Origin of the sequence: Paenibacillus sp. EC2-1 (assembly GCF_049311625.1) — a bacterium.
Classification (GTDB): Bacteria; Bacillota; Bacilli; order Paenibacillales; family Paenibacillaceae; genus Paenibacillus_AQ.
This window is the reverse complement of sequence record NZ_CP186006.1, coordinates 2,817,684-2,836,298: the sequence shown is the minus strand read 5'-3', so window position 1 is coordinate 2,836,298 and position 18,615 is coordinate 2,817,684. Positions and strand designations below refer to the sequence as shown.

The window sequence follows — 18,615 nt, the reverse complement described above, 5'->3', positions numbered from 1 at the left end:
CATAGCAACGATTTGTTATTAGAGTATTATGGATGATCGCTATTTGTATAAAATTAACAACAATAAGATTGCTTTTATCTTATAATTGAAGTTAGCAGATACAATAATTAGAATGGTGGGTGGAAATATGCCAATGTCAGATTACTATAAGAATTTAAGAGAGAAATTAGGACCAGATTTATTGTTTATGCCATCTGTTGCAGCAGTTGTAAGAAATGAGAAGAATGAGATCTTATTTATACGTAAGGAAAATGAGGTTACTTGGGGGCTACCTGCGGGTGCTATAGAAATGGGTGAAACACCGTCTATAGCGGTGAAGCGAGAAGTATATGAAGAGACGGGATTGCATGTGAGTACTGAGCTTATTCTTGGTGTTTTTGGTGGAGAGAAATACCGATATACATATCGTAATGGTCATCAAGTTGAATATATTGTAACGGTGTTTGAATGTTCAATTATTGATGGGGAACTAAATGGACTTGATGGAGAAGCAGTAGAGCTTCGATTTTTTACAGAAGAAGAAATTCCGGAAATAGCAATTCAATATCCTAAAGAGCTATTTATGAAATATTTGCATAGCGACAGGGCTTTGTTTGAATAATCCTCAAATAATTCATCATGCAACTATTTCATGAGTACTTCGTCTATTATGTAACTTAAGCTATCTCTGTGGAAGTTACTATTAGATAGGATACAGGAGGGGACACATGCAGCTCACAAGGAAACCAAAAACGAATAGCATTATATTTATAGCGACGATTCTAATCTTGATAGCGTTGTTAGTCTATTTCACTTCGGATTGGTCGACCCGACAATATGGAAATGATGAAGAATCCATAAAAAAAGTAATAACCTCGATCGAAGGATACGAAAATGATTCGATAGAAATACTAGAAATTAAAGATATAAATGACATTAGAGTTGTTGGTTTTTTAATAGATAATAATCCTGCATATATTCAATTCACCAAAAATCAAAAAGGTAATTACGAATGGAAACACATTGAGAAGAATTCGAATCAATCATTTGCTTCTTTTTTAGTGCGCCAGTCGAAAGATATATCCAATGCGATGTCTTTCATGATTGTTACAAATCCAGCAAATGATATTGCTAAAATGCGCTTACAAGTAAATGAACAAGAAATACTGCAGAAATTTAATATCCATGAGAAATCAGTTGCTTGGATCGATTTGCCTGACTCAAAAGATGGAAGGTATGCATTTGAGTATAAATATTACGATAACGAAGGAAATTTAATAGAACATAATTAGTTAGCAATGAAAAATATGATTCTTCGCCTCATAAGGATGCATAGTCAATATAAATAGCTACCATCATGCATGGTAGCTATTATTCATTGTAGAATGAGAGGTGATATATGTGGCGAATATTAGGAGTTACATCTTGATGTTGGTAATAGGTGTTTCCACCGTATTTGCAGGATGTTCTTCAACAGATAAAACGGAACATATTATAACTCAGCGTATAGAAGTATCTGATTTTGTTCTCGAAGTAACGACGTCAACAGTTATAGCTACTGGCGATGTACTAAATGTGAAAGGAACTCTAACCTATATGGGAGTTAAACCCATAAAAGTTACTCACGGAGAGCCAATCATTCGCTTTTACTTCTCAGGTAGTAACGAAGAGCGTAATTATATGGATAAGGGGTACTTAACGGAGTTTAAGTCAGGTCAAATTGTGGAGGTGGCAGATGAATTTATAGCCACGAAAAAAGGTAAACACGATCTATCTGTGAATATTGATGGGTTTAGTAGTTCACATAATGGCTCTTTAACTATGGATCCGATCGAAATTCTTGTCAATTAGACTTATTAGTAGAATGGAGTTGCATTCAATGAATATTATGTTTGTGTGTACTGATAATTTTACTCGAAGTGTAATAGCTGAATTTTGTATGAAGGATTTTCTTCGCAGATGTAATAATACTTCAATAAAGGTTACTTCAGCGGGTATACAAGCAAATAATGATATTAGCAAGTATTCAAATATTCATTTTAAGATAATGAAGGAACTGAATATAGACACCACTGGTTTCACCAGGACAATGTTTGATGGTAAGTTCTTTAATGAATATGACGTAATCATTGCTATGAGTGATTTGCATCGTACTTATATAAAAGAGCAATACAATCGTGATGTTCCATTATTTAATGAAATATATAAAGGTCAAAAAACCTCAGTGAATATAGGACCACCCGATAGAAAAGACTTTTTGGAACAAATGAATAAGCTGGTCCATTTCTTTTATGAATCAACGCCTCTAATGATTCGGAACATAGAGGAATTTAGAACTAAAACTCACCCGTTAATAGACTCTAATTAAGGAGGGAATTATGGATGGAGATATTATGGTTTATTATTATGGGCATGGGTATTTCATTTATTCTTTTATTCTTAGGTGAGATTGGTTTAGTATTGCTTGGAGGAGCTACCTTTGGGCTTCTATTGTACATAGCAATTAAAATGTCAACGAAGAATAGATAAGTAATGTAATATCGCTTATCGCATTATCATTAATTATGAGGTGAAGGAATTGTTATTGGAGGAAGAGGTCTTGTTATTCTTAAGACTTGGGTTGTTCATTGTTATGGTCCCTACAATCATAGTGGTTATTACTTTAATGATGAAACATAAGAAAATGGGATATGGATGGATTCTAGCTCACTTTGTTCTGTTCAGTATTTGCGCACTGGCAAGTATAAGTATACTCGAGACAAGGGCACTAACTAGCTCATTGTATAACTCGTTATCATTTGCTTGGATTGGCGTAGTATGGGCTGTCAGTATGTGCTTCTTCGTACGAGGTCTTCTAAATTTAAGTAAGATCCACTCAATGAAATAAGGCAGCACTCCCTGATTTGAGGGAGTGACTGCCTTATTCTACATTAACTGAGAGACACATTTCTCTAAATATTCTGAAAGCGTCCTTTGAAAATATAAGTTAGCGTAATGATGATGTAAATGGCTAGCGTAATACTAGTTACAATGATCGATGTCGTACACACAATACCGATTAGAATTGCACATAAAGCGATGATGGCGATCCAAGTTGTATACGGAAAGAATTTTACTTTATAGCCACTAGTATGTTCAGGCATTTTCTTACGTGATTTCAGATGAGCAATCGCTATGATTAACCAGATAAATAACACGGTATACCCAAGGGATCCCATTAAATAGTCGAATGTTTTACTACCTGCAAACAAGGAAATGATCACGCCAATATATAAAAAAGAAGTGCATATTAAAATGGCGTACACAGGGACCCTCTTGTTAGATAGACGCGAAAAGATTGATGGGATCAGTCCATCCATCGCTTGAGTGTAGAGTACACGGGATGCACCATACAGACCGGAATTCATCGATGAAATAATGGCGAGCAGGATAACGGCATTCATAATGTGATCCGCACCAGGAATTCCTATCATGTTAAACACCATCACAAACGGACTTTCCGGTACGCCATTAACTTCTGTCCATGGGATTAGACTGACAATGATGAAGAACGGAATAATATAGAAGGAAATAATCCGGAATAACGTATTACGAACCGCTTTAGGCACAACTTTTTCAGGGTTCTTTGTTTCTGCCAGAGTAACACCTATGATTTCTGTACCTCCGTAGGAGTAAATGACAACAAGCATTGCTGTAATAATACCGCTAGGACCGTTCGGAAAGAATCCACCATGATTTGTTAAATTAGAAAAACCAACAGCTGTATGATTACCAAAGCTGACGAGTAAAAGAATAAAACCTGCAATAATAAATACAACAATAACCGTTATTTTAATTAAAGCCAGCCAGTACTCTGTTTCAGCAAACACTTTAACGGATAGTAAGTTAATTGCGGTTACGATGACGGATACAATTAGAGCGAGAATCCAAATCGGATATTCTGGTAACCAGTACTGTATAAAAATAGCTGCAACGATGGCTTCAGCTGTAATATTAAGCACCCACATTTTCCAATAGATCCAGTCCAAAAAATAAGCGGGGTACTTTCCTAAGATTGACTCTACTAGGTCTCTAAATGTTCTAGCATTACTATTGCGTACAGCCATTTCGGCGAGACCTTGCAAAACGAATAGTAAAACGATTCCTCCTATTAAGTAAGCGATAATGACAGATGGACCTGCCATATCAATAGCTGAACTACTTCCTTTAAAAAGGCCAGCTCCAATAGCTCCGCCTAAAGCCATCATCATAATATGACGAGAAGTCATTGTACGCTGTAATTTCTGGTTGTCTCTCTCCATAACAATTCCCCCAACAATCATAATTTTGCATATAAATTCAAATGATCTTCGCATTAGAAAAAGGCATATCGTCTCTTCCTTCATATTTCTATGAAAGAAGAGACGATATGCCTTCAGCAAACCGCGGTACCACTCTTGTTGGTTCACGAATGAACTCAGCTCTTAAACCTTGTAACGAAGGTTACTCGTTAAAACATAGAGAATAGTTGAACAATTCTTTTTGTCTTACCACTCCTGGGCGAGTTCAGAGTATTATTGGACTGCTTCACACCAATCGCAGCTCTCTTTGCCTAATAATTCACTCTTACTATTCCCTATCTTTGTGTTATCTATATGAGTTGTAGTAATCTTTATAATATTTAGTACTATACGAATATGTATTTATAAAGTCAATGATAATTTTACGATAAGGTACATTTTAGTCGTATGATATAGTAAGAAAAGGCATCATAAGTGAAGAATGACTAACATTTTCTAGGAGGCAACAAATGTTTGAATATAGTAATCAGCAGTATTCAGGTATCGACTTTGGAACACAAGACTTAAGATATGGTGATCTCATCAGTTGTACATTCAAGAATTGCTCGTTCAGTAACGGTTCACTTGATGAAATTACGTCTAGCAATTGTAGGTTTGTTGAATGTGACTTTCGTGGAGCAACATTAAATGGATCTATTCATAAAGAAACGGCATTTGAGAATTGCATTTTCAATGGTGCCAATCTATTTGTATCCAAATTCGAGGAATGTAAAATGACTGGCTCAGACTTTACTGAAGCCAATATGGATGGCCTGTCCATTGTCCAAGGAGACTGGTCATATACCAATTTGAGACATACCCGATTAGTGAGACAAGATTTACGCGGGATTAAGTTTTATGAAGCGGATTTATCGGGAGCCAATCTGGAAAAAGCTGATCTAAGAGACTGTGACCTAACCATGGCGGTCCTGACAAAAGCTAAACTGCAGAATGCTGATGTTAGAGGAGCGAAGATGGAAGGTGTGGATTTTAAAACTTTCTCAGTGAATGGTCTGAAAATGGACAGGGAGCAGGCTGTGTTGTTTGCACTTTCATATGGGGCAAAGATAGGTTAATTACACCTCTATCGATAGATCTCCCCAAATTTCATCCCATTTTTTCTCTTGCATACGTTCTATATAAATTGAATGTAATTGGCTATTCTTCTGATAATAAGGGGTAGGTTTAACCGTCTTTCTAAACAGATCCTCAAGCCCATAGGGGGCCATGATTATCATCTCATTATTGCACTTTTTGGCAGCTATTGCGGTAGGTATTTCAGTGAAATGAGCAACTCCGTCAAAGGAGGACTGGAAAGGATCGAATCCATTTTTCAAATGCATACGTGCTTGGTTTTTTACAGACCAGGGTTGATTTGGTATTAATGTCTCTAATATTTGTTCCAATTCCTTTTCAGTTTCCCAAGAGGTATCTGTGCTATCGAAGTATATAACATCAATGTCGTTTATAGGTGTATGTATGTTGTGTAATACATCCCACACTTTATTTCTAAGGATTCCAGCAGCAACCCAAGCATCGTTTATATTTAGTGCTTCAACGGCTTCGAGTACTGAAAATATGTATTGATCTCTCTTAATAATGTCGATCAATTGGGTTTCGTAATTCGTCACATTAAAAACTCCTTCCTTTAATCACACTGTATATAGAATATTATACTCACCTTTGAATGGAATGATATGAAATGAACAAATCCGACATCTATTTAAAATGTCTTGAATTAATAGATGCAGAAGATCTTCTTGCATTAAGGCTTAGAAATCGTGATTTTTTAAAACCGTTTGAACCAATTCGTGAAGAAATACATTATACACTAGAAGGACAGCTACGAGAAATCGAAGCTGGAATTCAATCCAGATTACAAGATTCGGGCTATACATACGGTATCTTCATGAAAGAGAAAGATGAACTGATAGGAAGAATTGCACTCACGGGCATCGCTAGAGGTCCTTTCCAAAATGCGTATCTGGGCTATTTCATTGATGAGCAGCACAATGGCAAAGGCTATGCTTCAGCGGCTGTCCTAATGTGTGTGAACAAGGCATTTTACGAACTGGGATTGCATCGCATTCAAGCTGGGGTAATGCCCAAAAATTCAGCATCGATTCGCGTACTAGAAAAATCAGGCTTTAGACACGAAGGACTTGCACACAACTACTTAAAGATTAATGGTGTATGGGAAGATCACTGTTTGTTTGCGATCACTGCTGAATAAGGTCAATAGATATTCACGAAGTATGAGCTGCCTGCAAAAGGGTGGCTCTTTTTATTTCTTATGTTTAGCCTGCATTTGTATGTTCCTTATAAATTATGTCCTTATTGTACAAAAAAATGGCTTAACTTTTTAAAGAATGGTACCAGCTAGTTCAGTACAATGTATGATAACTATTAAAATTATGGCTTACATTGGAGGGCGAGCTGTGACGGATGATCTATATCGCAATGCATCATTGCCTACAGTAGAACGAGTGAATGATCTCCTTGGCAGGATGACAACAGCTGAAAAAATCGGCCAGCTTATTCAATTGTTCGGTTGGCATTCTTACACCCGGACAGATGGGGAATTACGTATAGAACCTGAATTTGAAAAAATGATCTTAAAAGGAGAAGTCGGATCATTTTATGGCTTCTTGCGGGCAGATCCGTGGACGGGCGTTACTTTGGAGACGGGTATGCTGCCTGAAGAGAGTGCAGAGGCAGTGAATAGAGTACAGCGTATAGCAGTAGAAGATACAAGACTTGGTATTCCTATATTATTTGGTGAAGAGTGCGCTCATGGTCATATGTCTATAGGCGGAACCGTCTTCCCCGTTCCTATTGCTGCAGCAAGTACATGGAATACGGATCTTTTTGAAAAGGCAAATAGGGCTGTATCTGAGGAAACAAGGTCCCGTGGTGGTGCAGCGACATACTCTCCAATACTCGATGTTGTACGAGATCCACGTTGGGGAAGAACGGAGGAGACGTTCGGTGAAGATCCTGTGCTATGCGCAGAGATGGGTATGGCAGCGGTCCGCGGATTACAGGACAATACTTCCGGAGGCGGCATCGCAGCGACAATTAAACATTTCGTAGGTTATGGTGCTTCGATCGGGGGACGTAACGGTGCCCCTGCTCCGATTGGACCGATTGAACTATTAGAAAAGGACCTGTTTCCATTTGAAAAAGCCGTAGAAGCCGGTGCGATGTCGCTGATGACGGCGTACAACGAAATTGACGGAATTCCGTGTACATCTAATGGCGAACTATTGACCGACCTATTACGTAAAGAATGGGGCTTTGATGGATTTGTTATTACAGACTGCGGTGCACTGGGAATGCTTGCAGGTGGTCACAACGTAGCATCTAATCATATGGAAGCGGCTGCTCAAGCGTTAGAAGCTGGTGTTGATATGGAAATGTCAGGTGAGGTATTCAAGAACCACTTACTTACCGCCATTGAATCTGGACTAGTCTCAACCGAAATTTTAGATCAAGCGGTTGCTCGTATTTTGACGATCAAATTCAGATTGGGACTATTTGAAAATCCGTATGCAGATTCGAAACGTGCGTCTGAAATCGTTGGTTATGATGCCCATCGGGAACTTGCACGGAAAGTAGCGGAAGAAGGAATCGTGCTCCTTCAGAACCATAACAGTTTACTTCCTTTATCTAAATCGCTTAAGCGTATCGCCGTCATCGGACCGAATGCATCGAATAGATATAATCAGCTCGGAGATTATACTTCGCCACAGCCTCCTGAGGCCATTGTCACGGTTTTGCGGGGTATAACTGAAAAAGTAGGTGCAGATATTGATGTGAGTTATGCGGAAGGATGCCGCATTCTTGGTGATGATCGTTCCGGCTTTGCCGAAGCAGTTGAGACGGCCCGCGTTGCAGATGTTGCAGTCGTTGTTGTCGGAGGTTCGAGCGCTAGGCAATTTGGCGATAATACCATTGATCTAGTAACCGGAGCCAATTTAGTAACAGAAGGCGACTCGGACATGGACTCAGGTGAAGGTGTGGACCGAATCGATCTGACATTATCAGGGGTGCAATTGGAACTTGTTAAAGCTGTGCATGAGACGGGAGTTCCAGTTGTAGTCGTCTATATCAACGGAAGACCGGTTAGCGAGCCGTGGATTGCTGATCATATTGATGCCGTATTAGAAGCGTGGTACCCAGGGCAAGAAGGTGGTCATGCTGTGGCGAACGTACTGTTCGGAGAGTGTAACCCATCCGGGAAAATGCCGATCTCCGTACCGAAGTATGTTGGACAACTGCCTGTATATTACCAGGTTCGTCGTACAAACGGGAAACGGTATTTAGAGATAGATAACGACCCTCTGTATCGTTTCGGACATGGTTTAAGCTACACAACATTTTCTTATTCCAATCTAAAAGTCGTTCCAGAACAAATTACAACTTGTGGTGAGGCTATGCTATCCGTTGATGTGGAAAACACAGGTAGTTTGTTAGGGCAAGAGGTCATTCAGCTCTATGTTCGTGATGAGGTCAGTTCTGTAACGAGACCCATTATGGAGCTTAAGGGATTTAGCAAAATCGAACTTAACCCAGGTGAGACGAAAACAGTTCATTTCAAGATTGGCAAGGAACAACTTCAAATGGTGAACAGGAAACTGAAGCGCGTCGTTGAACCAGGTACATTTCAGCTGATGGTCGGTGGCAATACAGAAGAATTGCTTATGGTTCCATTCAAAGTGAAAGAATAGCAACCCATACCTATATAAGAGGAGATTTTTCATATGACACAATCTGCTAAATGGACGATCTACGCGATACAGCACTCACATACAGATGTAGGCTACACCGAGCGCCAAGAGAAGATCCGTCAATATCATGTTGATTTTATTCGTCAAGCCCTTGGTATTATTCGAGAAATACGATCAGGTAATCGACCAGACTGGAAAGGATATAAATGGGTATGTGAAACGTTTTGGCCGATTGAAACCTTCTTGGAGAAAGCGACCGAGACAGAACGCGAGGAGCTAGCTGAAGCTTTCCGTAGAGGCGATTTCGGTCTATCAGGAACCTATCTAAATATGAGTGAGTTGGTTGGTAAAGAATTACTCGACTCAATGCTTGGTCGAATTCGAAGCTATGCGAAATCAATTAATGTGAAGCTAGAATCTGCCATGACAGCAGACATTACTGGCTTTAGTTGGGGCTACGGACAATCACTGCATGACATGGGGATTCGCAACATGATTACTTGTATTCATACGCATCACTCCATGTTTCCTCTACGTAAGAAGCAGACGCCTTTTTGGTGGGAGACACCAAAAGGTGACCGCATTCTGATCTGGAACGGTGAGCATTACGTGTTCGGTAATGACCTCGGCATCCAGCCGGGCTTGGGTGGCAACTATACGATTCGCGATGAGATGGACACTTCTAAAGGCGGCGTAACGTTTGAGATGGCAGAGATTCGAATTAACCGTTATCTTTATCGCCTTCAACAGGATGGATTCCCATACCCGTTCATTCCAGTCATGCTCTCTGGACTACCAACTGACAACAGTTCGCCAAATGCAGAAATGATGGACTTTGTAAACAAGTGGAACGAGAAACATGGCGATCAAATTCGTATTCAACCTGCAACGCTAGATGATTTCTTTGAGGAGGTACGGAAACATTCGGAGGATATTCCAGTTTATCGTGGTGACTGGCCAGACTGGTGGACGGACGGAACAGGATCGACACCAATGCATGTTCAAGTATTCCGCGAGGCCCAGCGCGTTTACGAGAAAGTGAGACGCTTAGACCCTGCTTGCGAAATTGTATCGGAGACGACAATAAAGGAAATGGAGAATGAATTGATGCTGTTCGCTGAGCATACTTGGGGGTATCACTCCTCCGTTTCCGAACCGTGGAATCCGTTCGTACAGGAGCTTGGCGTTCGTAAAGATGCATTTGCAGCGAATGCAAGTACACTGGCACATACAGCACTCTACGACATACTTGAGGCAAAAGGTGATGCTCTGCTGGCACCAAATCGTCCAATGCGCTTCCGTGTTCACAATCCGTATTCTTTTGTACAAGAAGATTACGCTCATTTTATAATGGAGTTTTGGCATTTGGATGAAATCCGTGATGGATTCGAAGTATACGATGAAGTCAGTGGTGATATTTATCCAGCCCAGCTTCGCGTAGCACATCGAGGTGCAATCGTTACGGTTCCTGTTAAATTGCAGCCTGGAGAAGAACGTACAATGCGTATTCGTGCCGCTCAGAAACCTGCAGACCGCACGGCATTCGGTTCGGATTTACTTGGATCAGACCGAGTAACGGACATTGCGGACCCGAATGATACTTCTGATATCAAAGTTACTTACACAACGCTTGAAACACCGTTTGTACGGATGGAATGGCGTATGGGAGACGGTATTGTTTCATGGATGGACAAGAAAACAGGTAAAGAGATGCTGCGTGCAGACCGTAATCATCATGCTTTTAGCCCAGTCTACGACGTTACAAAAGCGGCTAAAGTGGAGGAAATGAATGATATTCGGCGCAAGATGGGTCGCAATCGTAAAGGTCCAGATGCATGGGTCTCAGTTGGCAAACTGGTAAAAGCAGAAGTCGCAGACAAAGGTCAGCTATACACAAGTGTAAGACTGACTTATGAAGTAGACGGATGTCAACACTACTCACTGCTCGTGACTGCATATGCGAATAAACCTCGTATGGATGTTGCCGTGCGTATGCATAAGAACAGTGTATGGGATCCAGAAAATATGTATATCTCGATACCATTCGGAGGACCGATCGATGAGGGGCAACAGGAACTTTGGGTAGATAAACTTCAAGCACCCACTCGGTTGCGTATCGACCAACTACCGGGTAGTTTAATAGACTACTATTGCTTGGGTGAAGGAGCGGTCTATACCGAAGCGAATCAAGGAGTCGCTATTGCGATGCCGGATACACCACTTATTCAATTGGGTTCCTTGAAGCATGAATTCCGTATGCTGCAAGATGATGAAGGTATGCAAGATGATCCAGCACATCTGTACGCTTGGCCGATGAATAACTATTGGGAAACAAATTTCCGTGCCACACTGGGTGGTTTTTACGAATTCCGGTACTTTGTTTCTTGGGGAGAAGATTTATCACAACCTGTTTCTGCGCTTGAAACATGCCGCAGTATGAACGCTGGTATTCTAGCTTGGCGGATTAAAGAATCCTGATTGATTAATGTGGTAGATGAGATGACGTAATTTACTTTTAAACGGCGGCCCACGAGGCCGCCATTTTTTTATTAGATATATCTTTAGTAACAAATGAAGAGGATTTAAGCGGTTAACGTTGAATATGAGTTTGATAGTCATTGAGGAAGGTTAGGGGTTAGACTCAATCAAATTGACTTTAATAGGAGGAAACGATCCATGGAACATAGAGATTCAGTAGTTTCAAACTCAGTTTTGAGTACGCTTTCAAATCTGGCGTTAGAAGAGATGACAGAAGATAACAAAGGACCAACAAGAGAGGTGATCTTTGGGGAGAATCAACCGGTTACTCATGGATATCGAGCTGTGGACATTGAGCATTGGAATCCAGAGACTGATCCGAATGCCGAGCGCTTAAGAGCATTTGTACCATTGCAAAAAAGAAATGATGCATTCGCAGCAACACAGGCCAATCCCAAACTTAGTCCGGATACCGAGTTTTATAACTTAACAGGGGATTATGATTTTTATTTCCTAGGTTCAACGCCTTATAATAACGAGTTCTCGAACTACTTGTTTAACTTTTGGCAATACACGGATTATTATGGCGGATGGCATGGAACGGTAACAGAAGATGTACCTCCAATGTTATATGACCCTTCGGAAACCGGGGAGGAGAAAATATTTGAATTTGGCATTGTAGATTTACCTAATCCAGCTTATACGAATGCCGCACATAAGAATGGAGTGAAATCCGTAGGTTGTATTTTTATACCCCGTGGTGGACAGCCTTATGATCTATTGTTAAAACAGCGAGAAGATGGAACGTTTCCCGTAGCAGAGAAGCTCATTGAAATGAAAGAGTACTTCGGCTTTGACGGGTATTTCATTAATCAGGAAACCTCTATTAAGCCTGAACATATTAAGATTTATAAAGCATTTACAAAAACTCTAGTCGATTCAGGTTTATATACGCAGTGGTATGACACGGTGGATGATGAGCATGGGAAACTGACCTATCAACCTTCACTGATTCCTTCTCACAGCTCTTTCGTTCGAGATGACGAAATGGGTGGGGTTCTATGTCACTCTATCTTTATGAATTACAATTGGAATTCGCCAGATGGTTGGAATAATGGACCAAGTACAGATCAATCTTACATCATGAAAACCGTCGAAGAAGCACACCGTAGAGGGATTGATCCTGTGAAAACAGTCTTTTCCGGTGTTGAGGCAGGTATGGGCGGATTTGGAGGTTCACATAACTCAACACGAAATATGGACGTAATTCTAGATCCAGAGACAGGTAATCCATTGACTTCTATCGCTACTCTGGGAGGTAATTTCGTTCAGTCTGCGCTTGACAATAATAGAAATGATGATAATCAGTGGAAAATTGCTGAGCGTGAGCGCATGTGGTACACAGGTGTTAAGATGGACCCAACCAATACAGAGAAACAGCCTGGATATGCAAGGCCAGATATTGGTGTGGAAGATGCCTCTGAATGGAATGGGATATCCAGGTATATTACGGAACGCTCAGTCATTCACGGAAGTACCTTCGTAACGAACTTTAATACGGGTCATGGCATGAAGTATTATGTGAATGCAGCCGTTTCGAATGATGAGAAATGGTCAAACATCAATTTACAAGATATTCTTCCAACTTGGCAGTGGTGGATTGATACAGTTGGAACGAAGCTACAAGTCGATTTTGATTATGGGGACGCTGTAGAAAATGGCGATAAATTCAACTATCAACGTATTGGCGCCTATCGCGGTGGTTGTTCACTTGTTGTGAATGGAACTTTAGATGCGAAGAACTTCCTGCGCCTCTATAAAACAGATCTGGACGTTAAAAGTACATCAACTGCGTTAATTACATACAATAAAACATCAGTGGAAGACTGTTCGGAGATTCAGTTAGGATTGATCTTCAAAGATGACCCAAATCATGTTGAAGCCATTTCTATACAAGGCAGCGGGATAAAAACCTATGGATACAAAACTGCAGAATTGGATTTAAGTGTTTATGCGAATCGTGCGATTGCTGCAATCGGTTTCATTTTTGATCCCAAAGGGGAGACGATATTTAGCTATCAAGTGAATGTCGGTGAACTTAAAATTACAGATGGACAAGATTATACACCAAGCACACCTGAAGGATTCGCGATTAAGAATCGGTTCCATACCAATGAGTTCAATCTGATATGGAATCGTGAAGACTACAATATAGTGAAGCAATATCACCTGTATGCACAGCTGCTGGATGGCAGTGAGCAGTTTTTGGGTGGATTATATGGTGATCAATTCTACGTGAAATCCCTTGATGAACAAGCTGTAGCTCTCAAATTAACGGCTGTTGGTTCTGATCATTCGGAAAGTAATCCAGCTATCATTTCTCTTCATCGCGAATACTTCTTATCGAATGTGATCGTTAACGAGAATCGCGAAGGCTTTTTAATTCAATGGGGTGAACAAACGCACGGCAGCAAAATTCGATTCGATTTAAGTTTTACCGATGGCCGGAAAGATACTTACACACAGATTGTTGAAATGAACTTGTATTCTGCCACATTTAAAGTTCCTGTCAAAGACGATGATCGATATCTATTGAAAATATCCAGTCTTGAAGTGGACGATTCATTCATTGACACGGTCAGCTTTACAGGGAAAATGCTAGATATGTATTCGGAGCCGTTTGATGGCGGTTACTATATTGACGGAGATACACTAGGTATTGATGTACCCTCCTCCAAAGATTGGTGGCATATGTACGTTACAATCAATGGTGAAGTCTTTCAACCCACGAAGAAGTATAATGATATGGAGACCGATTATTTCATTCGGGGTTTTCATGATTTGATTGGAATCCCGGTTCCTGAGAAGGGTTCAATCCTAAGTATTACACTGGAGGATTATAAGGGGAATATGTCCGAGACCCGTAATATTACGATTTTGTAGAAAGAGAGTCGCCTTAATGGCGGCTTTTTTCTATGCTTTTTTCTCTAAGAAAAGCACATTGAAATACCGATATATTACCTGTACATAGCTGGAAGCAATTGTATACAGTAAACAATTCACAAGAGGAGAGGTTTTGTAGGTGGCGTCATCATTAGACAGAAGAAAAACACGATTAAGGTGGATGGGAAGAGTACTAGCACTCTGCATTCTACTACATAGTTCTTATGGCATCTTATATGCGGATACATATCAAGCATATGCTGAATCAGGAGTAACATCATACTCCAAGGATCAGCTTGAGGCACTAGATTATCTGAATATGGTGAGATCCAAAGCCGGTCTTAAACCGGTAACGCTGGATCCACATGTTACACAAGCAGCAATTGCTCATGCAAAATACTATAACCAGAATAAAGAAGAGAAAGTTTCTCTTAGTGCACATCAGCAGGTGCAAGGCAAACCAGGATTTACAGGGAAGAGCGCTTCAGATCGCATAAAAGCTGCCGGTTATCAATCGCCGAGCCGGTTTGGATTTGGATACGGAGAAGTGATGGGTTTTCAAAAGAAAACGAGCACCGACGCCATGAAAGAGTGGCTGAATACTGCCTACCATCGCGTGATCATTCTGGACTCCAGCTATCAGAAGATTGGGATCGGCTTAGTGGATGGTACGGCAGTGGTCGATCTAGTAAGTGAATATCAAAGTACACCTCAAGTGACTAATGACCTTACGGTCTATCCGTATGATGGAATGACGGACTCTGTAGTTGGGTTTTACGGTCATGAGATCCCTAACCCCTTGCAGCAGTTTGGCGTTGACTTTTCAGGTGCCATTATTTCGGCAGTTGCGAATGAGAAAATAGCCTCGTATAACGCAGTTATTAAGAATGAGAAAGGACAAGTTGTCCCTCATTTTCATGAATTATATGCGAGTAAGAAAATCTTCTTATATCCTAAAGAGATACTAGAAGGTTATCATACCTACAAAGTTTCTATAGAAGCTGTGCTTGCCGATTCTGGTAAAAAGTTGAACCGTTCCTGGTCGTTTAAGACGGGGAAAGGAAGGCAGCTGCAATATATAGATACGCTATATCCTGAACTTATTATCAATACGAATAGTCCGGAACAGCTGTACATACAAGGAAGGTATGATGATAGAACAACGCAAACAAACCCTGCAGGTCTTATCTTTACTAGCAGTAAGAATAGTGGCCTGAGTATTACGGATGGAGGTTTGGTTACGGGGAAAAGTCCAGGGGTCTATACCGTTACGGTTCGTACACCTAAAGGTGCAAAAACCCAAATTAAAGTCTCAGTTCTACAAAAGCTAATTATGAAAAAATACATGGGCTCAAATGCAGCTAAATATGCGGATATTCAAAAGCATGACCAAAAGTCTTCGATTGAATGGGCGCTTCAATCAGGAGTCATGACCGGATACGCGGATGGCAGTTTCAAACCTCAGCAAACAGTCAGCGAGGCAGAGTTTTGGGTTATGTTCTTGAAAATGTTAAACATCCATTATGATGCTTACAAGCCGGCGAAATCTACGAATTGGGCGGATGGTGCTTATCAGATCGCTGAGAGCCGGAATATTCCTTTGGCAGGGATCAAAGATGTGAAGTTAAGAAATCAAAACATGACGAGGCAGAAAGCCGCAGATATGATTACAGCCGCAGATGGTAAGAACTTTAGTGCTTCGGTTCAGTATGTTCTGGCTATGGATTATATGCGTGGCGTGACTTCAAGATCCATTCAAGGGTTTGAATCCAATAAAGCTCTTACGCGCGCGGACGCTGCTGTATTACTGCATTATCTTCAGCCTAAGTTAAAAGAGCTCAAGGGACGTCCTAAGTCTAAAACAGCAGATGAGGCGTTACCCAAAATGCCTGTTCAGGAATATTATCAAAAGCCTGCAAAGCTCGAAGATAAATCGATAATTGTAGAGTACACAGCTGAAGGAAAATTGAACGTAGAAGGGAAATTTCAAAGCTCAGCAGGCGAAACCCATACATTAATGGTCCAAACAAAAGATCCCGAAACTGGAAAGATGAAGGCCATTCAAGACTTTGAGATTACTGCAGACGAACAAGGTAAGTTTTCTTACCAATCAGCTGCCCCGTATCAGGAAGAGATGTTGGTCATTTACCTTAAAGTAAAAAAAATTAACACGTATTACAGCATCGAAGTGAATCGGGGAACCATTAATATGCAAAAGTATTCATTATAATCTATTTCAAATCTTGTCTGAGTACCGCTGATATTCAGACTTCATCTTGAAGTGCCTTGGCTGCCCAGCAGTCAAGGCTTTTTCTATGAATCTTGTTTCGAAGAATCATGTCGCGTACAATCATGTATTAGTAGCTATCGAACGCACAATTCTTAGGAAGAAGGAGGGGAAATCTGATTACAATGTTTATATCCTCCAGTAGCACATGTACAGTAAATTGTCGCACAGTTGTTTACTTTTTTGCTGGGATCCTAACGTATCGAAATAATTTCGAAGCGGCTGCTAGGGAGATTGCTTTAAGATATGCTAATGTCAAAATCGTTACGATCTTTCCGTATGGAATGGCAAATGGGAAGAAGGGTTCTTCGTTAATCCGTTTGTTAACTAAACAGCTATCTCAAGTAGGCTATGACCTAACTCGCGACCGATCACGGCGGGTTATTAGTGCAACACAAATCATCCGCGAGCATATCGAAGACGCGGAAAATATACTTTTTATTGGGCACAGTGCGGGTGGTGTGATAGCCTATCGAACCGGACTTCTTTTAGAAGAGAAATATGGAGTTGGAAGGGCTCAAATATTTGCTATTGGATGTCCTAAGTTCTACCTGAAGGACATTCCATACAATGACCGTTTTACATACATCACGGGTCAGAATTCAGATAGAATCACAAGAATTGGTAGCTGGCGCATGCCTGGCTCTAGACAGTACCGAGGAAAGCCGGGGCGTGAAATTCAAATGGATTTTAATCCGATTCATCAAGGGTGGAGATTTCATGCATCGTATTTTCTGGAGTCTGTCTGGACGGATTCGAACCAAATGTTCCATACCAATTCTACAGATCTCATCACCAAAATCCATGAATTGTACCCGGGGAACTAACGTTTCATGATCGGTTCCGGTTTACTTTCTGAACTTATTGGCTATAGAAATATGCTTTATAGACTCAATGGGGTGATATAGTAGCATTCATAGGTCTAGTGTAAAAGATTAATCTAAATAGAAAATTATCTACTATCAATATCCTGAGCTTGTTACACTCCTTATATCAATAGTACTGGGGGTTGAAATGGATAATTCTAATGTGAAGAATATTTGGAATAATTGGTCTGAAACATGGTATCAAAAATATAGAACAGAAGAGGTAATTACGAAAATAATTAACAATCCCGAGTCCGTGTTCCACCCGATTACATGGGCGATGCTTAAATCAACATATTCAAATTTGAACGGTAAGCGAATTTGCGTGCCTTCAAGCGGTAATAATCATGCTGTGTTTGCATTTCACTTAATGGGAGCATCCGTTACGTCTGTCGACATTTCTGAGAGGCAATTAGAACATAGCGCTGAAATAGCTAATAAAAATAGTTGGGACATCGAGTTCGTATGCGATGATACAAGGTGTTTAGGGACTATAACAAGTAATGAATATGATTTTGTTTACACCTCAAATGGAGTTCATATATGGATTGATGACTTAAATTCGATGTATAAAAACATCTATCGAATTCTTAAAAGCAATGGGAACTACTTAATGTTTGATGTACATCCTTTTACCCGCCCCTTCGGAGATGATATTGAGAAACTAACAGTTGTTAGACCTTACAATTCAACAGGCCCTATTCTAATCGAGAATGTACCTAGGTTTACTTGGCGTATGCAGGACTTAATGAATGCGATGATATCATCGGGTCTTTGCATACATCAACTTGAAGAAATGTATGCTGAAGATGGCTCATTTTGGGTTGATGAATCTGAATATACAGTCGGTATACATAAACAAGAACAGCTTGATAAATTATGTGACTGGCAACGGAACCCTTTGGCAGCTCTTCCTCAATGGTTATCGATAAAGGCGGCTAAACATACCTAACGAGACAGTCTTCATGTATAGTTAATATATAAGTATAAATTCCATTTAGGAGGAAATTATG

Annotated in this window: 15 protein-coding genes and 1 other annotated feature; of the genes, 13 read left to right on the top strand and 2 right to left on the bottom strand. The window is 40.4% G+C overall.

What is annotated here, in order from left to right; translation table 11 throughout:
• Positions 1–127 precede the first annotated feature (127 nt).
• The 5 genes from ACK8P5_RS13430 (at position 128) to ACK8P5_RS13410 (ending at position 2,508) form a co-directional block, all read left to right on the top strand.
• On the top strand, positions 128–601 hold the full coding sequence (locus ACK8P5_RS13430; RefSeq protein WP_422661473.1) for an NUDIX domain-containing protein: 474 nt from the start codon (positions 128–130) through the stop codon (positions 599–601).
• A gap of 106 nt (positions 602–707) precedes the next feature.
• The gene (locus ACK8P5_RS13425) at positions 708–1,271 is read left to right on the top strand and encodes a hypothetical protein (protein WP_422656782.1); all 564 of its coding nucleotides are present in this window, start codon (positions 708–710) and stop codon (positions 1,269–1,271) included.
• A gap of 136 nt (positions 1,272–1,407) precedes the next feature.
• Positions 1,408–1,830 (top strand): hypothetical protein, encoded by a 423-nt coding sequence (locus tag ACK8P5_RS13420; RefSeq protein ID WP_422656781.1) that lies wholly within the window; start codon positions 1,408–1,410, stop codon positions 1,828–1,830.
• 28 nt (positions 1,831–1,858) lie between these two features.
• Positions 1,859–2,347 (top strand): low molecular weight phosphatase family protein, encoded by a 489-nt coding sequence (locus ACK8P5_RS13415; RefSeq protein ID WP_422656780.1) that lies wholly within the window; start codon positions 1,859–1,861, stop codon positions 2,345–2,347.
• A 14-nt stretch (positions 2,348–2,361) separates the two neighbouring features.
• Positions 2,362–2,508 carry a hypothetical protein gene (locus ACK8P5_RS13410; RefSeq protein WP_422656779.1) on the top strand — a complete coding sequence of 49 codons (147 nt, stop codon included), beginning with the start codon at positions 2,362–2,364 and terminating at the stop codon, positions 2,506–2,508.
• Positions 2,509–2,930: 422 nt separating this feature from the next.
• On the opposite strand, the gene ACK8P5_RS13405 is transcribed toward ACK8P5_RS13410, so the two are convergent.
• Entirely contained in the window at positions 2,931–4,280 is a 1,350-nt protein-coding gene (locus ACK8P5_RS13405) for an amino acid permease (protein WP_422661472.1), read from the bottom strand.
• A 95-nt stretch (positions 4,281–4,375) separates the two neighbouring features.
• Positions 4,376–4,610, bottom strand: a binding site (T-box leader).
• Between the two features lie 158 nt (positions 4,611–4,768).
• On the opposite strand from ACK8P5_RS13405, the gene ACK8P5_RS13400 reads away from it, so the two are divergent.
• Positions 4,769–5,374 carry a pentapeptide repeat-containing protein gene (locus ACK8P5_RS13400; RefSeq protein WP_422656778.1) on the top strand — a complete coding sequence of 202 codons (606 nt, stop codon included), beginning with the start codon at positions 4,769–4,771 and terminating at the stop codon, positions 5,372–5,374.
• Here the strand turns inward: ACK8P5_RS13400 and ACK8P5_RS13395 are convergent, their stop codons facing one another.
• Positions 5,375–5,929 (bottom strand): nucleotidyltransferase family protein, encoded by a 555-nt coding sequence (locus ACK8P5_RS13395; RefSeq protein ID WP_422656777.1) that lies wholly within the window; start codon positions 5,927–5,929, stop codon positions 5,375–5,377.
• A gap of 71 nt (positions 5,930–6,000) precedes the next feature.
• Here ACK8P5_RS13395 and ACK8P5_RS13390 point away from each other — a divergent pair, with 71 nt between their 5' ends.
• The 7 genes from ACK8P5_RS13390 (at position 6,001) to ACK8P5_RS13360 (ending at position 18,554) form a co-directional block, all read left to right on the top strand.
• Positions 6,001–6,531 carry a GNAT family N-acetyltransferase gene (locus ACK8P5_RS13390; RefSeq protein WP_422656776.1) on the top strand — a complete coding sequence of 177 codons (531 nt, stop codon included), beginning with the start codon at positions 6,001–6,003 and terminating at the stop codon, positions 6,529–6,531.
• Between the two features lie 181 nt (positions 6,532–6,712).
• A complete protein-coding gene (locus ACK8P5_RS13385) occupies positions 6,713–9,028 on the top strand; it encodes a glycoside hydrolase family 3 N-terminal domain-containing protein (RefSeq protein WP_422661471.1) in 2,316 nt (771 codons plus the stop codon).
• 33 nt (positions 9,029–9,061) lie between these two features.
• Positions 9,062–11,506 carry a glycoside hydrolase gene (locus ACK8P5_RS13380; protein ID WP_422656775.1) on the top strand — a complete coding sequence of 815 codons (2,445 nt, stop codon included), beginning with the start codon at positions 9,062–9,064 and terminating at the stop codon, positions 11,504–11,506.
• 198 nt (positions 11,507–11,704) lie between these two features.
• Positions 11,705–14,449 carry an endo-beta-N-acetylglucosaminidase gene (locus ACK8P5_RS13375; RefSeq protein ID WP_422656774.1) on the top strand — a complete coding sequence of 915 codons (2,745 nt, stop codon included), beginning with the start codon at positions 11,705–11,707 and terminating at the stop codon, positions 14,447–14,449.
• A 139-nt stretch (positions 14,450–14,588) separates the two neighbouring features.
• The gene (locus ACK8P5_RS13370; RefSeq protein WP_422656773.1) at positions 14,589–16,679 is read left to right on the top strand and encodes a CAP domain-containing protein; all 2,091 of its coding nucleotides are present in this window, start codon (positions 14,589–14,591) and stop codon (positions 16,677–16,679) included.
• A 182-nt stretch (positions 16,680–16,861) separates the two neighbouring features.
• A complete protein-coding gene (locus ACK8P5_RS13365; protein ID WP_422656772.1) occupies positions 16,862–17,563 on the top strand; it encodes a thioesterase domain-containing protein in 702 nt (233 codons plus the stop codon).
• 187 nt (positions 17,564–17,750) lie between these two features.
• A complete protein-coding gene (locus ACK8P5_RS13360) occupies positions 17,751–18,554 on the top strand; it encodes a class I SAM-dependent methyltransferase (protein ID WP_422656771.1) in 804 nt (267 codons plus the stop codon).
• Positions 18,555–18,615: the final 61 nt, after the last annotated feature.